Origin of the sequence: Burkholderia glumae LMG 2196 = ATCC 33617 (assembly GCF_000960995.1) — a bacterium.
GTDB lineage: Bacteria > Pseudomonadota > Gammaproteobacteria > Burkholderiales > Burkholderiaceae > Burkholderia > Burkholderia glumae.
Window position 1 is genome coordinate 957,411 of sequence record NZ_CP009434.1, and the last position, 19,815, is coordinate 977,225.

Genomic DNA, 19,815 nt, shown 5'->3' on the forward strand with positions numbered 1-19,815 from the left:
ACGAAAGACACTGATATCGGACAAGGCCAAAAGTAAATTTGTGTTTTTGTCAACAATCATTTTGGTTATTGACAGTTATTTGTTATGTCTCGGTAAGCTCGCGCCAACTAATCAGCAAATGGGCGCGGGCCGCGTCGACCAGGATGAACAAGAATGCGCACCGCCTGGTGTATTCCAGGCTTCGGAAAATGGCGGTGGCCGTCGCGGAGACTGCGACGGCCGGGGGGAAATCCGCAAGCGGTGAGGCACGCACGCGGCGGCGATCGGCCAGCACATGCGTCGCTGTCGTACTCGCCGGCTCGGCCATGGCCGGGGCCATGTCGATGCCTGCGGATGCGCAAATCGTCGGTGCGGGGCCGAACGCGCCGGCGGTGATCCAGACGCCGAACGGGCTCCCTCAAGTCAATATCAACAAGCCCGGTGGCGGCGGTGTGTCGGTCAACACCTACAACCAGTTCGACGTCCGGAAGGCTGGCGCGATCCTGAACAACTCGGCCAAGATGGTTCAGACCCAGCTTGGCGGATGGATCAACGGTAATCCGAACTTTGGGCCGAACGATGCGGCACGCATCATCGTCAACCAGGTCAACAGCCCGAGCCCCTCGCAAATTCGCGGCGCACTGGAGATCGCGGGCGCTCGCGCGGAGCTCGTCCTTGCCAATCCCTCGGGCATTTATCTGGATGGCGCGGGCTTTATCAATACCAGCCGCGCGACCCTGACCACGGGCGTACCGTTCTACGGACCCGACGGTTCGCTCGTCGGCTACAACGTCAACCACGGGCTCGTGACCGTGTCGGGCGCCGGCCTGAACGCAACCGGCACCGACCAGGTGGACCTCATCGCCCGCGCCGTCCAGGTCAATTCCGCCATCTATGCGAAGAACCTGAACGTGGTCGCCGGGGCGGCCCAGGTCAAGCGCGACACGCTTGACGCGACGTCGATTGCCGGCGAGGGCCCTGCTCCGGCGGTTGCGATCGACGTGAGCCAACTGGGCGGCATGTATAGCAACAGGATCTTCCTCGCCTCGAACGAGTTCGGTGTGGGGGTTGCCAACGCCGGCACCATCACCGCGCAGGCAGGCGACCTGACGCTGCAGTCGAACGGCCGGCTCGTGCTCAGCGGCAATACGACGACGAGCGGCCACCTCGCGCTGTCGGCCGCGGATGGGATACAGAATAGCGGCACGACCTACGCGCAGCAGTCGCTGACGGCCGACACGGCGGCCGCTCTGACAAACAGCGGGACGCTCGCGGCGCAGCAAAATACGACGGTCGACGCCGCGGGCATCAACTCGACAGGCACGCTCGGCGCGGGCGTGGACAACGACGGTTCCGTCACGCACGGCGGCGACCTGAACCTGACGGCGTCGAGCCAGTTGACTGCGACTGGCCAGAACGTAGCGGGCGGCAACGCATCGCTGACGGGCGGCAGCGTGAATCTCGCCGGCAGCCAGACGGCGGCGAACGGCAATCTGTCGCTGAACGCGACCGCCGGCGACGTGAACCTGTCTAACGCGACGACGAGCACGCAAGGCGCCATTCAGGCGAATGCGTCGGGCAGTGTGATCAACGATCACGGCAATCTGTCGAGCGGCGGCGGCACGACGCTGACCAGCGGCAGTCTGTCGAACCAGAGTGGCAAGGTTTCATCGCAGGGGCCGCTGTCGGTCGAGGTGGCCGGAAAGATCGCAAACCAGTCCGGCGAACTGGTGTCCGAGAGTACGGCGCAGGTGCGAGGCGGTGCTATCGCGAATGACCAGGGGACCCTTCAAAGCGCGAACGGCATGACGGTGGCCGGCGCGTCGCTGGATAACACGGCAGGGCGGATCACGTCGCTCAACGGTGACGGCCTGTCGGTGTCGACGAGCGGCCAATTGACCAACGCCGCGGGTACCACGGCGAATGGCGCGCAGGGCGGTGTCATCGGCGGCAACGGTGATGTTTCGGTGCAGGGGGCAAACATTGTCAACCGCGGTGCGATCACTTCGAATGCCGATCTCAACGTTGCGGGCCAGTCGGTCGACAACGGCGGCGGCACGCTGCAGGCCGCGCAAAACGTCGAGGTGGAGGCCGGCGCGCACCTGGCGAACAACGGCGGCTCGATCGTCGGGCAGACGGCCAGGGTCAGCGCAACGACGCTCGACAACAGCGCCGGGACCGTGCAGGCCGACCATGTGTCGCTGAACGCGACCGACCTCGTGAACCACGGCGGCACGATCACCCAGACCGGGACGGACGAGATGGCCGTCAATGTGTCGGGCACCCTCGACAATGCCAGTGGCGGCACGCTGCAAAGCAACAGCACCGAGCTGACGCTCGCCCCGACGGTGATCGTCAACGATGGCGGCACGATTACTCACGCCGGCACCGGCACGCTGACGGTTGGCACCGGCACCGGCTCGGTGTCGAACCTCGGCGGCGTGATCGCCAGCAACGGGCGCGTTGTCGCGCAGGCCGAGACGCTGAACAACACGTCGGGATCGATCAATGCGCAGGATGGACTGGCGGCAACCGTCGGCAGCACGCTGACCAACGCGAACGGCAAGCTGTTGTCGAACACGGATCTGAACGTCACGAGCGGCACACTCTCGAACGACGGAGGCCAGATCGGCGCAAGTACGAATGCGACGATCCACGCGGGTTCGATGACGAATCAGGGCGGCTCGATCGTCGCGCCGAATCTGTCGGTCAGCGCCGATTCGACGCTCGATAACAGTGATGGCAAGCTCGACGCCAATCGGCTTTCGCTGACGGCGGAAAACCTCGTCAACCACGGCGGCACGATCACGCAGTACGGTTCGTCGGCAATGGGCCTCGGCGTCAGTGGCAGGCTCGACAACTCGGCGGCCGGCGTGATCCAGACCAACGCCACGGACCTGACGCTTGAGCCGGCCGAGCTGAACAACGCGGGCGGCACCATCACGCATGCCGGCACCGGCAGGCTGACGATCGCGCCGGGCAATGGAGCCAGTGCGCTGAACAATGCCTCGGGTACCATCGTGACCAAGGGCCAAGCGATCGTCAACGCGAGCAGTTGGAACAACGCGGGTGGTAGCCTGGCCGCGCAACTTGGCCTCAACGCCATCGTCGCAGGCGACGTGAACAACGCGCTCGGCCTGCTGCGATCGGACGCGTCGCTGTCGTTGACGAACGGTGGTGCTCTATCAAACCAAGGCGGGCACGTCCAGGCTGGCCAATCGGTTGCGGGCGACACCAGCACGCTCGACCTTCAATCGACCTCGATTGACAACGCGGGCGGCGCCATTGTCGAACTCGGCGCGGGCAAGATGTCGGTGCAAGGCGGCCGCCAGATCGTGAACAGCCAGGCTGGCGGCGCATCGGGCATGGGCGCCATCACCGGCAACGGCGACGTGACGATCGGCGCCACGTCGATCAGCAACACGCAAGGCGGTCAGCTCAGCGGCGGATCCCTGCACGTCAACGCGAATACGCTCGACAACAGCGGCGGTAGCATTGGGAACGTCGCGAACACGAGCGGCGATGTGAACGTCACGACGACTGGCGCGATCACGAACACCAACGGCCAGATCAGCTCGACGCACGACCTTTCGATGGCGGCGGCCACGCTGCAAGGCGGCACGTATCGCGCGACGCACGACGCCGACGTGAACCTGCAGGGCGACTATACGGCGACATCCGATACGCAGTTCAACGTCGGTCACGATCTTGTCTTCAAGCTGCCCGGCACCTTCACCAACAACGCGAACCTGCAAGCGGCCAACGAGCTGAGCGTCAGCGCGGGGAACATCGTCAACGCAGGCGCGTTGACGGCCGGTGGCCTGCTGAATACGCAATCGGCCAATCTGACCAATACCGGCGCGCTGGTGGGCGCCAGCACGTCGCTCGATGCAACGGGCACGATCTCGAATCTCGGCCCCACCGCACTGATTGGCGGTTCGGACAGCAATGGCACGCTTGAAATCCTCGCGCACGACATCGAAAACCGCGACGACACGACCTCGGCCGATTCGATGGCGACGACCGCCATCTTCGGCATGGGCAAGGTCGTGCTGGCGGGCGGCAAGGACCCGAGCGGCAACTACACGAACGCGGCGCAGTTCAATAACGTCTCGGCGCTGACCCAGTCCGGCGGCGACATGGAACTGCACGCCGACAAGGTGACGAGCAGGCGCCGCGTGATGACGACCTCGACCGGTTCGATCGATCCGGCAGCGCTCGCGCAGTTCGGCATCAGCATGTCCGGGTGCGCGGCGTATTTCGTGGGGAATTGCACCGGTCAGACGAGTTACGGCATCCAGGACCCCACACCGGACCAAGCGGCCGAACTGATCAAACAGCCGGGCGGCATGTTCATTTCGCCGCCTCATGGCGGCCAATGGAACAGCAGCTATCAGTTCACGACCTACTATGCCGACGGCGCGACGGCGACGACGGTAACGGGGATTAGCCCGGCCGCCCAGATCATCTCGGGCGGCGGGATCGAGGCATCGTCGGTCGGCACCCTGCAAAACTACTGGAGCAACATCGCGGCCGTCGGCGAAATCAAGATGCCGGCCCACTACGATGCGGACGGCTGGGCGGCGTCGGGCCAGAACCTGCCGGGCGTGACGGTCTCCTATTCCGGGCAGTATCACTACAACAACTACGACAATACCGAATACGACTGGCAATTGCCGTTCGGCAGCGCGCCGTTCGTGACCGGGCGGCCGGGTGGCTACACACAGGTGGCGCCGGCATCGATCAAGGATTACACGCTGCCGGGCTACTTTTCGACGCTGAGTTCCAACGGCAAGATTTCGGGCACGGGTGTGAGCGTCAACAACACGGCCAGTAACGCGTCGATTCCGCCGCTCGGCCTGCTGCCCGGGCAATCGGTGCCAGGTGTCACACCGGCCCACTTGAGCGGTAACGCGAGCGGCGCGAAATCGGTAGCGTCGTCGGTGCACGGCGGACCGGCCGCGCCGGTCGATCCGATCGTCGCCGGCGCGACGGCGCTGGACGTCCTGAACAACCTCACCATTGCGCAGGGCGGGCTATTCAAGGCGACTGCCGCGCCGAATGCCCGCTACGTGATCGAGACGAATCCGGCGTTCACGAACCAGAAAAATTTCATCTCGAGCGACTACTTCTTCAGTCAGATCGGTGTCGACCTGACGCATGTCCCGAAGCGTCTGGGCGACGGCTTCTACGAGCAACAACTGGTACGCAATCAGGTCACATCGCTGACGGGCAAGGCGGTGCTCGGACCGTACGCGGACCTGCAGACGATGTATGAATCGCTGATGGAGGCCGGCGCCGATTTGTCGAAGTCGCTCGATCTGCCGATTGGCGCGAGCCTGTCGGCCGACCAGGTAGCCAAGCTGACCAGCAACGTGATCCTGATGGAAACGCGCGTGGTCGACGGCCAGTCGGTGCTGGTGCCGGTCGTGTATCTCGCACGGGTCAGCCAGCAGAACGCGAACGGCCCGCTGATCGCGGCCACGGATATCGATCTCCAGAACGCGCAGTCGTTCACGAACAGCGGCAGCGTCGAAGCGGACAATACGCTGGCGATCCAGGGCAAGCAGATCGACAACGCGTTCGGCACGCTGCAAAGCGGCGGACTGATGTCGCTTTCGACCGAGAACAACATCGATCTGACGTCGGCGAACGTAAAGGCTGGCAGCCTGAAATTGGACGCCGGCAAGGACCTGATTCTCGACACGGTGACGAAAACGAATACGCGCGTGAGCCGGGACGGCGCGACGAGCGTGGTGACGACGCTTGGGCCGACCGCGAAGCTGGACGTCTCGGGCGACGCGTCGATCACGACCGGCGGCAACTTCCGGCAGAACGCGGGCGACCTATCCGTCGGCGGTAATCTTGGCATGAAGGTCGGCGGCAACTGGGATCTCGGCGCCGTGCAGACCGGCGAGCACAAGATCGTGCAGCGGGCCAACGGCGTGTCGAACACCGACATCAACACGGTCACTGGCAGCTCGGTGACGGTTGGTGGGCAATCGAATGTCGTCTTGGATGGCGATCTGACGGCACAGGGTGCGCAGATCGACCTGGGCCAGGGCGGCTCGCTTGCGGCCAAGGGCAACGTGACGCTCGGCACCGCAAGTGCGACCTCGACCGTGAACAGCAGCAGTTCGGGCAGCGACAGACACGGCAGCTATGCCGAGACGCTGCACACGTCCGACGAGACCCTGACCGGCACGACGCTGAAGGGAGGCGATACGGTCAATATCGTGTCGGGCAAGGACATCACGCTGTCCGGCAGCGCAATCGGCCTCGACCAAGGCAACGCGAACCTGCTGGCCGCCGGCGACGTAAACGTCGGCGCGGCAACCGAGAAACACGAACTGAACTTTCACGAAACGCATAGCCACAGCAATGTGCTGAGCGGCATGAAGGCTGCGAGCGGGGTCGACCAGACGGCGATTTATAGCGCGGGCAGCACGGTATCTGCCGATGGCGTCAACATCGTCAGCAATCGAGACATCAACGTAACCGGCAGCAACGTCGTGGGCACGAATGACGTCACGTTGCAAGCCAAGCGCGACGTCAATATCAAGACATCGCAAGATACGACTCAATCGTCCAGCTACTACGAGAAGAAGGAGTCGGGCCTGCTCACGAACGGCGGTCTGTCGGTCACGGCTGGTTCGCGCTCGACAGCGCAGCAAGGCCAAACCAGCTCGGTGACGAATAACGGGAGTGTGATCGGGTCATCGCAGGGCAATGTCAAGATCCAGGCTGGAAAGGACGTGATGATGACTGGGAGCACGATTGTCGCGGGCCAGGATGTCGGAGTTGCCGCACAGAACGTGACCGTGAATGCCGCATACGATACATACAAGGATGCGCAGTCGCAGCAGTTCGGCCAGTCCGGACTGAGTGTCGGATTGGGAGGCGGGCTGGTCGGACTCGGGCAGTCGATGGAGAGCACGGTCCGCCAGGGTCTGCGGTCGGGCGATTCGCGCCTCGCGGCGGTACAAGGCTTGGCGGCAGCCGAGCAGGCATACCAGAACCGCGGCGGGATCAAGAATACCGCCAATGCCCTATCGAACGGTAACGTCGGCGATGCCGTCAAGGGCGTTCAGGTACAACTCAGCATCGGGTCGAACCATAGCAGCAGTAATGCGACGACATCGATTTCGGATGCAAAGGGGTCGTCGATCATCGGCAATGGCAACGTCTCCATTGTCGCGACCGGCATCCCGGACGCGAACGGAAATGCCCAAGCAGGTACCGGCAACATTGCGATGACCGGAACGTCGGTCCTCGGCAAGAACGTCGGACTTGATGCCAACAACAGGATTACGTTGCAGAGCGCGCAGAGTACCGAGCAGAGCACCAGCTCGAGTAGTTCGACCGGCTGGAATGCGGGCGTGGCGATCGGTGTGGGTAAGCACACCGGCATCAGCGTCTTCGCGAATGGCTCCAACGCACATGGCCAAGGTGATGGCGATAGCGTCACGCAAACCAACACGACAGTGGCGGCCGGCAACAACCTGACGATGACCTCGGGCGGTGACACCACGCTTATCGGCGCACGGGTATCGGGTGATAAGGTCAAGGTCGACGTCGGCGGCGATTTGACGATGACGAGTCTTCAGGATACGTCGAACTACAGCAGCAACCAACACAACACGGGGGCGAGCGGTAGTTTTACGTTCGGCTCCGGTGGTGGTGTTGACGCGTCGATCGGCCATACCGGTATCGGCGCGAACTATGCGTCGGCGAACCAGCAATCCGGCATCGTGGCAGGCAACGGAGGGTTCGACGTCAACGTGGCGGGCCACACGCAACTCAACGGCGCGCAGATCGCGAGCGCCGCGCCAGCCGATAGCAACACGCTGACGACCGGCAGTCTCGGATTTACCGACATCCAGAACAAGATGTCGTATTCCGGATCATCGGAGGGGTTTTCGATCTCGGGAGGGCCGACTTTCGCACAGACGGGTGACAGCGCGAGCGGCGTCACCCACGCGGCGGTAAGTCCGGCACAGATCGTTGTGAAGTCGGATGAACAGACCGGCACAGACAGCACGGCCGGGCTGTCTCGCGACACCGCGAACGCGAACCAAACGGTGGAAAACACGTTCAACCTGCAGAAGGTCCAGAACAACCTGGCGTTTGCGCAGGCGTTCGGCAAGGTCGCGACGTTCGCGGTAGCGGAAGCGGCGACGCAGTTGGAAAACAGTAGCCCGCAGATGAAAGCCCTGTTCGGCGAAGGCGGTGCGGGTCGCGACGCGCTGCATGCAGCCGTGGCGGCGATCGGTGCAGCGCTGTCGGGCGGGAACATCGGCGGCGCGTTAGCCGGCTCGCTGGCCGGAGACGTGTTGCAGTCGTTGGCGCAGCCGATCATTGATCAGACGGTGAGCCAGTTGCCGCTGAGCGCGCAAGCGTCCGTGCGCAATGCGCTGAACGAGATCGTGGCGACGGCCGGCGGTGCGGCGGCTGGCGCCGTTGCCGGTGGCGGTTCATCCGGTGCGCTGGCCGGCGCAGGGTCGGCCATCAACAACGAGCTTTACAATCGGCAACTTCACGTGGAAGAGGTGAAGGTAGTCGAAAAGCTCGCGAAGGAGAAAGCGCAAGCTGTCTGTCATGGTGATGCGGGTTGCGTCGCGAGCGCGACGACCTACTGGACCGACCTGTTGGAGCGCGCAGCGAAGGGCATGGTCGACGACACCGCCAACAAGGAAAACATGGCGTACCTTCAGACGCTGATCCAGACGGCGGACAATCCGACCAGCGAAGGCGCGATGGGGGGGCTGAGCTCTTACCTGACGAACCTTCAGACGGCGCAAGACATGCTGTCGCAGTATATGGGCAAGCCGATTTTGGTACGCGGCTCCCCGCTGATCTCCGATGGTTCGGCTCAGACGTATTTCAGTGCGACACCCGAACAGCGTTCTGACCAGTATTTAAACTCTGTACTGGGTTCGCTCCCCGGCTCGATTGCGCCAGGCGCGAGCCAGCGTGATCAGGATCGGTTGAGTAAATTCGCCACGCAAAATGGTTCAGTGAAGCCCGATTACACGATCGAGGAAACGGTCATCGGCGGTATCCTGACCAACAAGATCGCGTCGGCAGTAGCGCGCGCAGGTGAGTCGATTGACGTTTGGTTGGCTGGGTCGGTGAATCCGACGGGCAAAGGGTTCATCAGCACCGGCAAGGTGACGATGGAGAGCATGCCGTTGAAGTTGAATACCGCAGAACAAGGCGTGCTGTCACAACTCGACCAGCTTCCGTCGAAGGATTTGCAGGGGCAGGCCCGCGAATATGTGGCGAACAACTACTTCGTACGCAACGGCTTTACTCCATTGGATGGTAAGTGTGGCGTCAATTGCTTCGACGGCGTCTACATCAAGGGGGACACAGTATATATCAACGAAGTCAAGCCGTTGAACGCGAACGGGTCGGTCCAGCTTAATGGCCCATCCGGTAGCTTGCCGACGCAAATGACTGATGGATGGGTTGATAGCGCAGTTGCCCGCCTTCGAAGTGGAGATGCAAATCAAAGGGCAACTGCCGACCTGATCCAGAAGGCAATTGATAGTGGAAAACTTGTAAAGATCGTTACGGGTGTTAATTCTAATGGCGCAACGCTTGTGAAGATAAAATAAGGTGTCGAAATGGATGCAGAGGCGATTAAGCGGAAATATTTTGGGTTTGATGCGGCCATGCGGCATATTCCGGAGGTTTCAGACAAGATCCGCAATCGAATCAAGCCCATTGATTTGAAGCGCTGTTATGATGGACTTTCGAGTGATCATTTTGTGGTCGGACTTTATGATTATTTTGTCAATGGCGATATGCCATCGCTCAAAAATAATTTATACGTCTCGTGTGTTCTCAAGTTGACTTCCCTCGCCATAAGCGAGGATCGCTTCGAGCTGCAAACACCAGATTACCTATTGTACTCGATGATATCCGACTCCAATGCGATGGTCCAGGCGTTCTCGGTCGCCTCACCTCATGGGTTCGTAAGTGCAAGAGAAGATCCATTAAATAACCAGTTCTATGTTCACATGCTTCAGTTGGCTATGATGGGCGACGATGTTTCTCTAGCTGACAAGATTCGCCGAATGGCGAAGAACGGGCGGAAGCCGCTGAGAATTGAATGCGAGCGTGGTGAGGATTTTTTCTCGACGTTGATTCGTGGTGATAAAGAAGGGCTTGAGCAAATCATTCGCACTGACGCTTCACGCAAGTCGGAGCACGTGTATACAGAGGATTATTTTTCATTCTTGGCTGTACTGGAGGCGAAACTGTGCTGGCGCCGAGGTGTTTTTGTCGAAATCGATCATCCGCTGGTGCCAATGGAGCTGATGCCAGTGAAGCCTCTCGATCACTACGATGACGTCTACGACTTTCTGAAACCCGGTTGGGTGCCTCCTCCTCAAGGACTGATCGGCCGCGTTTCCCGGTGGTTTAAGACATGATCGATCGACGTCCGGTGACGCTGAGGTAATGATGAAGAAAACCAAACGGTCGGCGGCTCTGGCGTTTGCTATGTCAGCGCTTCTCGCGGCATGCGAGACCGTGCCGCCAGACGCGCCTCCGCGTCCTCCGCCGAAGCCGGAAATGGAGCCGGTGTTGCCGTCGTGGTCGAGCTCGATCTGGGTCATGGGATTTTGGAGATGGGGCGGTACCGAATGGGTTTGGGTTCCGGGGCACTTGGCACCCAAACCATAAAGTCGAGCTAACAACACGGTATTGTCAGATTGTTCGGATGACGGGCGAGCCGAGACAGTGGGAGCCGGTTATCGATCGATTTGCGCCGCCAAGCGGGCGCCGGATGCCCTTTCCCATAGCTCCGTCGCTTGGGCTCGGGCCGCTCGTTTCTGTTGGGCTTCGCAATGGTAGCGGCAGCCCGTCAACAAGCTCGAAACCTGAGCGTGGACCGAGGCGAATCGCTGCAGCTGACGTGCCGATTTGAACCTGCGCATGACCTTCTCGCGGATGTGATTGGGCTGGTGCGAATTCTCGGCTCGGTTGTTCAGCCCCTTGTGCTGCCGATGCTCGACGCCCAGACGCAGGGCGATGTTTGCCGCCGCGTAGCTGCGAAGCTTGTCGGCTACCATCACGCGCGGGTGGCCGTGGCGCCTGAGCAGCTTGCGCATTGGACGCTTGGCCGCGGCAGCGTTGCGCTGGCGCTGCACCAGGACGTCGAGCACTGTGCCGTGTTGGTTCCCGGCACGCTAGCGCCAGTGCTTCAGGCCGCGGATCACGACCACCATTTCGTCGAGGCGCCATTTGTCGCCGCGGGCCGGTGCCGTTGAGTGGATTCGCTTCGCGATGGTCAGGCCAAACTGAAAGCTTCGTGAAGACCATGAAGCGTGATTACGTCTCTATCATGCCGAAACTCCAGTTTGCGAGTATTGGAAGGTGCGAATTGACCAATATAAAAAATCAATTCTACGCGCACCGACTATCTGATATCGCTGAATCGCGCCATCGAAACTCTGTCGACCTGCCTATGCACGAGATGGATTGGTCAGGCACGAATGCTGGCGGAAGAAATTGGAACTCTATACGAGCGGAGGTGGTTCTTTGATGCTGATCATTATCCGCTTTATCATTGGCTGCTACGGGTTTGCTTCAGTCGCTGGAACATTCAATTTTACGTATGGGGCGTTCTAATGAAGAGAAACCCCAAGCATTGACTCAGCCCATGTTGAATGAGTTGTTTGAGCATTGGTGCGATGCTAATCTAACGCCAATGCGGGATCACATCATCTGGTTAAGTGATTACTATCCGCACCGGACGCGCAGAAAAGACTGGTACGAGTTCAGTAACAGCCACCTTCTTACGCGGTTTCCAGCACTGATACTGGCATGGCAGCGGCTCCGGGAAATTCGAGGACTCGAGAATCAGCCGATCGATCATTCGCTGATGCCACCCGCCTACGTCCGACTCCGGCCCGCGGTGCCGTTCTATACCGATTCGGCGTTGGAGGCCGCGTTGGAGCGCCTTCGCCGCGAGGAAACGCCGGATCTGGGTAGCTTGCGCCAGTCATCTCCACCCGCTAGTCGCGAGAAACGCGGCCTGATCTTCCGATTGTTTAAACAAATCTGAACTCTAATATCGATCTACCAATGAAGGTGCAGCTATGAACCATGCAATGACGACGTTTTTAAGTTGGGGGCCGGTCGCTCTGATGACGTTGCTCATTTTTTATGGTCTGTTTCTTTATCCATATATCCGGATTTTGCGTCGAACCGGACATTCAGGCTGGTGGGTGCTTGCGTTGTTGATTCCCGGCGTGAACCTTGTCGCCATTTGGATTTTCGCTTTTGTGGAATGGCCTGCACTCGATCGAAAGTGACACGCCGACCGCATGCGCGACCGAATCGTAGTCCACGAGTACATATCTAAAAAATACATGAAAACCATTCGCCGGGGAAATTCCGCAGTGGCGGCGCTGCTATTCGTTGCGGCCAGCGTGTCGGCGCAAGAAGCGCCGCGCCTGATCATTCCGGGCAACGACCAGCAAACCCGACAGCAGGAAGAGGCGCGTGAGCGCGAACGCACCGTCTCCGCGCCGGGAGTACGCTCGACCGCAACGGCGAGCACCCGGTTTCCAATGCTGCCACCGGAAACGCCGTGCTTTCGCATCGATCGTTTCTCCCTCGACGTTCCCGATGCACTGTCCGCTTCCCTGAAATCGCAAGGCGCGTCGGCATTGCTGCTCGATCGCTTCGCCTTCGCGCGCGAATGGCTCGCGCATTACGCCGGCCAGTGCGTCGGCAAGCAAGGCATTGACGTGCTGGTCAAAGGCCTGTCGCAGGCGATCCTGTCACGCGGGTACGTCACGACGCGCGTGCTCGTGCCCGAACAGGATCTGTCGACCGGTGCCCTCAAGTTTTCGCTGATTCCCGGCGTAATCCGCCACGTGCGCTTCGCCGACGAGAAACTGCGCGGCACCTGGAAGACGGCCTTTTCGACCCGCGACGGGGACCTGCTGAACCTGCGCGATCTGGAACAGGGCCTCGAGCAGATGAAGCGCGTGTCGAGCCAGGACGTGTCGATGAAAATCGTGCCAGCTGACCTACCCGGCGAAAGCGACGTCGTGCTCGACGTCAGGCGCGGCAAGCCGTGGACCGTCGTCGCCTCGATCGACAACTCGGGGACGCGGGCGACCGGCCGCCTGCAGGGCAGCCTGTCGCTCGGCATCGACAATCTCTTCGGCCTGAACGACATCTTCAACATCGGCGTGAACCAGGACCTGCAGTTTGGCGACAAGCGCCTGGGCTCGCACGGCTGGAACGGCTTTTATTCGATCCCGTGGGGCTACTGGACCGCGACGCTGTCCGCTTACACGAACACCTATTACCAGCAGATCGCCGGCGTGAACCAGACGTTCATTGCGAGCGGCAATTCGAAGACGATCGATTTCAAGCTGAACCGCGTGCTGTCGCGCAGCCAGAACGACGTGTTCGGTGCGCAGTTCAGGCTGTCGCGCCGGTTCGGGCAGAGCTTTATCGAAGATACGGAAATCCCGCAGCAGCGCCGAAACAACACGTTCATCGAGTTTGGCCTGACCGATCGCCACTACTTCGGCAATGCGCAGTTCGACGGCACGCTCGCATACCGGCAGGGTATGGGCGCATTCGGCGCGCAGGACGACAGGCTCGCCGCCGATGGCGGCCCGACCTACCGCTATCAGATGGCCGTGCTCGACGCCAACCTGTCGGCGCCGTTCGCGATCGCGCAGCAGCCGTTCCGGTACGTGACGACGTTCCACGGCCAATACACCGGCAACACGCTGTACTACATCGACGACCTGACGATTGGCAGCCGCTACACGGTGCGAGGATTCGACGGCGAAACGATGCTGGCGGCATCGCGCGGCTTTTATTGGCGCAACGAACTGCAGGCGTCGATCGGACAGACCGGACAGGTGATCTATGTGGGCCTCGATTACGGCCGCGTGTGGGGTGCACAGCCGATTGCCCTGTTGGGCACGCAACTCGCGGGCGCAGTGATCGGCGTCAAGGGCAGCGTCGCCACACACTTCGGTGCCTACGGCTACGACCTGTTCGCCGGCACGCCGGTCTACAAGCCGTCCGGGTTTCCGACCGCGCGGGTCACGGTCGGATTCCAGGCGATGGCGCAGTTCTGATGGCAAAGTCTCCCTTCGTGCCGGGTCACGCCGTCTCGGCTGAGTCGATGAAGGTTCGGCGCTGACGGCATTTCTGCGTGCGCGGATTGAGGCGATCTTGTTCGTTAGCCACGAGCCGCGACTACGCTGCCCGCGCGACTTCAGCCGCACGGTCGGCACACCGCTCGGCGAAAGGCACGTCAAGAAGCTTGATCTGTTTGTGTCGCTGCCATTGGCATTTGACGAGATCGGTGCACCGGAAGACCTGAGGCTTAGGCCCGCTTGACGCGTGAATTCGACGCATTGAATCCGTGCAGTCGTCGAGCGCCGCGGCGCCCTGACTGTGGTAGGGGCCGGACGCGTTTCGGCGCATCTCCGAACGGTGCCTTGCCGCACTTTCGCTGCGCGAACTGCAAAACCAAGTTCACCCGGCGCCGCGGCACGCCGGTCATCAACACCAAGGTGACCTCGCTCGAGCGTAGGCGCTTGTTCATCCGCCATCTCTCGCTGCCCCTGTCGATTAGGTAGGTAGCCGACATCGTCGGGACGAGCCCGGCGATGGTTCACCGCATTTGCGGATCAGTTGGAGCCGAGTGGCAGTCTTTCAGCCCGGATTCGGCTGGGAGTCGAACCGATGGCAGCGACGCCGTGCGCGTTTTGCGGTCGTGTCGGCAGCGCGCAGCAGGTCGGCCGCCGGAGCAGGTCATGCACGGGCTGCGGTCGGCTGTTCTCGATGCGACGCGAGTTGATGGATCGCAACGGGCGACTGCAGATTATCTCCGAGCATACATAACGCAGGGTGCCTGATGGTACTAGGCAAATCAGGATAGCGTTTTAGAGTCGCTAACACAAGTCATCCACGAATCTGGAGCAGATGACGGCGGCAGCCAGGACAAGCAGAGCGGTATGAATATCGAGGCGTCGTTCGAAGCGAATTCGAAGCTTGCCGAATCCGGCGAACCAGGCATGCGTACGCTCGACGACCCAACGATGCCTGCCCAGCCGTTCGCTGCTTTCGATACCGCGGCGTGCAATACGAGCCTTGATGCCGCGCTGTCTCAGATAACGTCGACAACGCCCGAAGTCATACCCTTTGTCAGCGTGCAGTTTGCTCGGGCGCTTGCGTGGCGGACCGTTCAGCCCGGGTACCGCAGGAATGGCATCGAGCGTGGACTCGAATGCCATCGAATCGTGGCGGTTGGCTCCCGTGATCGTGACGGCCAGAGGAATGCCGCGTGCATCTACGACGATGTGTCGCTTCGATCCGAGCTTGCCGCGGTCGGTCGGGTTGGGGCCGGTTTCCTGGCCCCCCGGGGGCTGGAGACGCTGGCTCCATCGAGGCTGGCGCGTTCCCAATCGATCTGGTCGTGCTCACGCAGCCGACGCAGCATCGCCAGATGCAGCCGGCGCCATACACCGGCCGCTTGCCAGTCTCGCAGACGTCGCCAACACGTCATGCCACTGCCGAAGCCCAGTTCTTGCGGGAGGTCTTCCCACGGGATACCGGTTTGCAGCACATATAGGATGCCGTTGAGCGCAGCTCGGTCATCGACCGTGCGCCGCCGTCCGCCCTTGGGCGATGGGGTGAATTCCGGAATCAGCGGTTCCAGCTCCACCCACAACTCGTTGCTGATTTTGCGTCTTGCCATATCGCAGACGATACGACTTCTGCTACGTCATGTCTAGGTTATGTTAGCGGCTCTTAATCCATGAAAACACACACCTTATCCCGGTCTGCGTAGCCGGTCAGCAAGGCCCCATGGACGTGCCGGACGAGGCATCTGACAGGATCGGCTGATCCGGAACGCATGTTTTAAAAATCGAAGCTTTTACCTTTTACTAATGAGGTTCCCTCTATGAACCAATCTGCTGGTTCTCGCACCTGCGTGGCGGCAATGTCCGCCGCGCTCGCGCTCGGCCTGGGCGCCTGCGCAACCGAATCCTCGCGCAGCCTGCCGGTGGCGCCGACCCCCAGTGCCCAGGTGCCGTTCGCCGGCAAGCCGGTGACGATCTCGGTCGGCAAGTTCGACAACCGCTCGAGCTACATGCGCGGCATCTTCTCCGACGGCATCGACCGCCTCGGCGGCCAGGCCAAGACGATCCTGATCACGCACCTGCAGCAGAGCCGCCGCTTCAGCGTGCTCGACCGCGACAACCTCGATGAGATCCGCCAGGAATCGGCCTTTCTGAAACAGCAGCAGGCGGTGAAGGGCGCGCGCTACGTGGTGACCGGCGACGTCACCGAGTTCGGCCGCAAGGAGGTCGGCGATCACGAACTGTTCGGCATCCTCGGTAGCAGCAAGCAGCAGGTGGCCTATGCCAAGGTCAACCTCAATATCGTCGATGCCGCCACCTCCGAGGTCGTGCTGTCCAGCCAGGGTGCCGGCGAGTTCAGCCTGTCAAGCCGCCAGGTGATCGGTTTCGGCGGCACCGCCAGCTACGATTCGACGCTCAACGGCAAGGTGCTCGACCTGGCGATCCAGGAGGCCGTCGAGCGCCTCGTCGCGCAGGTCGACGCCGGGGCTCTCGGCGCCGCCAAGTGAGCCGTACATCAATCGTCATCCCTCGTTTCACTCTCGACCACACGACCACGATGAAGACCGCCACGTTCATCCGCGGCGCCGGGCTGTCGCTCGCTGCCGCCAGCGCGCTGCTGACCGGCTGCGCGGCCCCGAGCACCCCGCAGCTCTATCAATGGGACGGCTACCAGCGCAGCGTCTACGACTACTTCACGGCGGAGAAGTCGCCGCAGGAGCAGATCGACGTGCTCGAGAAGGCGCTGCAGAAGATCCGCGCGCAGGGCCATCGGCCGCCGCCGGGTTTCGAGGCGCAACTGGGCATGCTCTATGCCACGGTCGGCAACGACGAGCAGGCGATGCAGGCCTTCCAGGCCGAGAAGGACTCATTCCCGGAATCCGCGCCATACATGGATTTCCTGATGAAGAAGAAGGCCGACGCCAAGGACGCCAAGCCGGGGCTCAAACCGGCCGACCAGCCCGTGACGGCTCCCGCCGCCGCCCAGCCTGCCGCCGCTTCGGCAGCCCGCCCCGACACCACTGCGCCGACCGCGAATCACTGACCGGAGGTCCTCATGTTGCAACGCATTTCGATCAAACTACTGTCGGCCGTCGCGCTGCTTGCCATGCTGGCTGCTTGCGCGGGCCCCGTTCAGCGCCTCGACTACACGGCTTTCAAGCGCAGCCAGCCGAAGTCGATCCTGGTGCTGCCGCCCGTCAACAACACTAATGACGTGAAGGCCAGCTTCGGCGTGCTGTCGCAGGTTACCCAGCCGTTGGCGGAATCGGGCTACTACGTGGTGCCGGTCGGCCCCATGGAGGAGACCTTCAAGTACAACGGCCTGACAAGCCCCAACGACATCGCCGAGGTGTCGCCCGCCAAGCTGCGTGAAATCTTTGGCGCCGACTCGGCGCTCTACATGACAGTCACCCGTTACGGCACGACCTACCAGGTGATCGACAGCGTGACCGCCGTCTCGGTGAGCGCCAAGCTGGTCGACCTGCGTACCGGCGACGTGCTCTGGACCGGTTCGCAGAGCGCCACCGACAAGGAACTAGGCGGCATGCAAGGCGGCGTGCAGGGCGGCGGCATGGTCGGCCTGTTCGTCAACCTGGCCCAGGCGGCCGTCAAGCAGATCGCGAAGACGGTGACCGACGAGAGCGTCGATGTGGCCGGACTGACCAATGCCAAGCTGCTGTCGGCCGGGTCGCCCAACGGCCTGCTGTATGGGCCGCGTTCGCCCAAGTACGGCACCGACTAAGTGAGGTTTGCAAAAAGAGCCCGGCGGCTGTTGGCTGTTTCAGCATCCTGTTAAGCTCGGCCGTCGTGACAGACGGGCCAAGGAGATGGGTAAGCCAATCCTTGATGACCAACGGCGGGCACGGATCGCACCACTGCTACCTCCGCCAAAGCCGCACCGCTTCGGGTATCCCGGCCGCAAGCCAGTAGCGGACCGTGCGGCTTTGGCAGGCATCCTATGGGCCTTGATGACGGGCATTCGCTGGCGCGACTTACCGTCCGCAATGGGATGCGACTCGGGCCTGAGTGGTTGGCGCCGGCGGCGCGATTGGCAGCAAGCCGGCGTGCGGGATCGACTGCATGCAGTGCTGCCGGCGAAGCTGCGAGCCGCCGAGAAGCTCGACTTCTCCCGCGCGGTCGTCGACGCATCGTCGATTCGTGCGGTTGGGGCGGTTGGGGCGGGCGAAAAACCGGCCCGCACCCTACCGATCGAGCGCGACCCGGTTCGAAGCGCCACATCGCCACCGTCTCCAACCGAATGCCGATCGCGGTAATCCTGAGCGGCGCCAATCGTAACGACGTCACCCAACTGGTTGCGCTGATCGAGGCGGTCGGCCTCTGAGCCATCCAGGCCAGAGAGCGACCGGCGGGCGGCAGTCGCTGACGTTGACGATCTCGACCATGTCGTAAATGGGCTCGCGCCGACCAGCGGCAACGGCACTAGGCCGAGCCCGAAGCCGTCCCGCCACGCCTTGCAACCGCACGTCGTGACCATAGGCGTCGAGCGCGCGCTTCAGGCTCGCGCGAAAGCCTCAGCCGTTCGGATTCGGGATCCGGCCGCGCATCTGCAGATCGGCGAGTCGGTAGGCGCGCCGCGGGCAACTGCCGCGCGCGGCCACCACCACGAGCCGCTCGCCCGTCACGCGCGGCGAACACCAGCACCGCGTCGAGTTTCGTCGCGCGCGAGCCGGTCGAGCAGCGTGCCGGCCCGGCCGGTCTCGATGCCGGGCGCGAGCGCCGGCCAGCGCGCGCAGCATCGCCACCAGTCCCGGCAGCGTCCGTTCCCCGATGCCATGTGTGATGCCGAGCCGGAACGCCCCGGCGGGCGGCAGCGTCGCGCATGCCCCCCCCGGGCGGCTTCCTCCAGGTGCTACGCGCGGCGCGCGATGGCCGGCTGCGTGACGCCGAGTTCGTGCGCGGCCTGGCTCAGCGGCTGGCAGCGAATCATCACCGCGAAGGCATCGATATCAGCGATTTTCATGCTAGTTTTGCAGCTAACAGATTTGATGTTACGAACCTGCATCGTATTCGAAGGGGCTCCCGATGAATTCGCATGGCTTGCACCAGACGCACCAGACGCGCGCGGCCGAGGCGCAGCGCGCCGCGCCGCCGCTGGCCGGGTTCGTTGCCGCGTTTTCGCGTCTGATCGACACGCAGCCCGACGAGGCACGCGTGCTGCGCGACGGCGGCGCGCTGCTGGCCGATCTGGTCGCGCGTGACGACTGGCTGCCCGAATCGTTCGCACGGCCCGATCCCGAGCGCTACCAGCAGTTCCTGCTGCATCGCGATCCCGACGCGCGATTCTCGATCGTCAGCTTCGTCTGGGGGCCGGGGCAGGTCACGCCGATCCACGATCACACCGTCTGGGGGCTGATCGGCATGCTGCGCGGCGCCGAATATTCGCAGCCCTACGCGTTCGACGGCGCCGGCTTGCCGGTGCCGGCCGGCGCGCCGCTGCGGCTTGCTCCGGGCCAGGTCGAGGCGGTGTCGCCGACGCTCGGCGACGTTCACCGCGTCGGCAACGTCTACCACGACCGCGTGTCGATCAGCATCCACGTCTATGGCGCCGACATCGGCGCGATCGAGCGCTCGGTCTATCGCGAGGACGGCACGCGCAAGCCGTTCGTCTCCGGCTATACGCTGCCGGCCGGCGTCGCGTGAGCGCGCTGCCGGTCGCGCCCGGCGGCCCGCCCGGGCC

The 19,815-nt window shown here is 62.4% G+C and carries 12 protein-coding genes and 3 pseudogenes; 12 read left to right on the forward strand and 3 right to left on the reverse strand.

Annotated elements, in window-relative coordinates; all coding sequences use genetic code 11:
• Positions 1-143: 143 nt before the first annotated feature.
• The 3 genes from bcpA (at position 144) to bcpO (ending at position 10,671) form a co-directional block, all read left to right on the forward strand.
• Entirely contained in the window at positions 144-9,599 is a 9,456-nt protein-coding gene (gene bcpA, locus KS03_RS05395) for a contact-dependent inhibition toxin BcpA (RefSeq protein WP_015877810.1), read from the forward strand.
• Positions 9,600-9,608: 9 nt separating this feature from the next.
• Complete coding sequence (locus KS03_RS29565) at positions 9,609-10,418, forward strand: immunity 49 family protein (protein ID WP_015877809.1); 810 nt, start codon at positions 9,609-9,611, stop codon at positions 10,416-10,418.
• 70 nt (positions 10,419-10,488) lie between these two features.
• A complete protein-coding gene (bcpO, locus tag KS03_RS29570; RefSeq protein WP_230674352.1) occupies positions 10,489-10,671 on the forward strand; it encodes a CDI system lipoprotein BcpO in 183 nt (60 codons plus the stop codon).
• 68 nt (positions 10,672-10,739) lie between these two features.
• Here the strand turns inward: bcpO and KS03_RS29575 are convergent.
• Positions 10,740-11,288: pseudogene (locus tag KS03_RS29575) on the reverse strand (IS6 family transposase); the annotation flags it as partial.
• Between the two features lie 284 nt (positions 11,289-11,572).
• Between KS03_RS29575 and KS03_RS31015 the strand changes: the two are divergent.
• The 4 genes from KS03_RS31015 to KS03_RS33325 all read left to right on the forward strand — a co-directional run bounded on the left by KS03_RS31015 (position 11,573) and on the right by KS03_RS33325 (position 14,874).
• Complete coding sequence (locus KS03_RS31015) at positions 11,573-12,055, forward strand: hypothetical protein (RefSeq protein ID WP_127913893.1); 483 nt, start codon at positions 11,573-11,575, stop codon at positions 12,053-12,055.
• A 34-nt stretch (positions 12,056-12,089) separates the two neighbouring features.
• Complete coding sequence (locus KS03_RS29580; RefSeq protein ID WP_373419903.1) at positions 12,090-12,305, forward strand: DUF805 domain-containing protein; 216 nt, start codon at positions 12,090-12,092, stop codon at positions 12,303-12,305.
• Between the two features lie 57 nt (positions 12,306-12,362).
• A complete protein-coding gene (locus KS03_RS05405; protein WP_015877806.1) occupies positions 12,363-14,102 on the forward strand; it encodes a ShlB/FhaC/HecB family hemolysin secretion/activation protein in 1,740 nt (579 codons plus the stop codon).
• A 562-nt stretch (positions 14,103-14,664) separates the two neighbouring features.
• Entirely contained in the window at positions 14,665-14,874 is a 210-nt protein-coding gene (locus KS03_RS33325; protein ID WP_230674351.1) for a DUF746 domain-containing protein, read from the forward strand.
• 50 nt (positions 14,875-14,924) lie between these two features.
• Here the strand turns inward: KS03_RS33325 and KS03_RS29590 are convergent.
• Positions 14,925-15,730, reverse strand: a pseudogene (locus KS03_RS29590) (IS5 family transposase).
• A 246-nt stretch (positions 15,731-15,976) separates the two neighbouring features.
• Between KS03_RS29590 and KS03_RS05415 the strand changes: the two are divergent.
• The 4 genes and pseudogenes from KS03_RS05415 to KS03_RS29595 form a co-directional block, all read left to right on the forward strand.
• Positions 15,977-16,624 (forward strand): CsgG/HfaB family protein, encoded by a 648-nt coding sequence (locus KS03_RS05415; RefSeq protein ID WP_373419924.1) that lies wholly within the window; start codon positions 15,977-15,979, stop codon positions 16,622-16,624.
• A gap of 50 nt (positions 16,625-16,674) precedes the next feature.
• Complete coding sequence (locus KS03_RS05420; protein WP_015877804.1) at positions 16,675-17,160, forward strand: DUF4810 domain-containing protein; 486 nt, start codon at positions 16,675-16,677, stop codon at positions 17,158-17,160.
• Positions 17,161-17,172: 12 nt separating this feature from the next.
• Positions 17,173-17,859, forward strand: a complete 687-nt coding sequence (locus tag KS03_RS05425) for a DUF799 domain-containing protein (RefSeq protein ID WP_015877803.1) — start codon at positions 17,173-17,175, stop codon at positions 17,857-17,859.
• Between the two features lie 85 nt (positions 17,860-17,944).
• Positions 17,945-18,450: pseudogene (locus KS03_RS29595) on the forward strand (IS5 family transposase); the annotation flags it as partial.
• A 537-nt stretch (positions 18,451-18,987) separates the two neighbouring features.
• Here the strand turns inward: KS03_RS29595 and KS03_RS32650 are convergent.
• Entirely contained in the window at positions 18,988-19,098 is a 111-nt protein-coding gene (locus KS03_RS32650) for a helix-turn-helix domain-containing protein (RefSeq protein WP_017433237.1), read from the reverse strand.
• Positions 19,099-19,160: 62 nt separating this feature from the next.
• Between KS03_RS32650 and KS03_RS05440 the strand changes: the two genes are divergently transcribed.
• On the forward strand, positions 19,161-19,778 hold the full coding sequence (locus KS03_RS05440; RefSeq protein WP_015877801.1) for a cysteine dioxygenase family protein: 618 nt from the start codon (positions 19,161-19,163) through the stop codon (positions 19,776-19,778).
• The last annotated feature ends 37 nt before the right edge of the window (positions 19,779-19,815 follow it).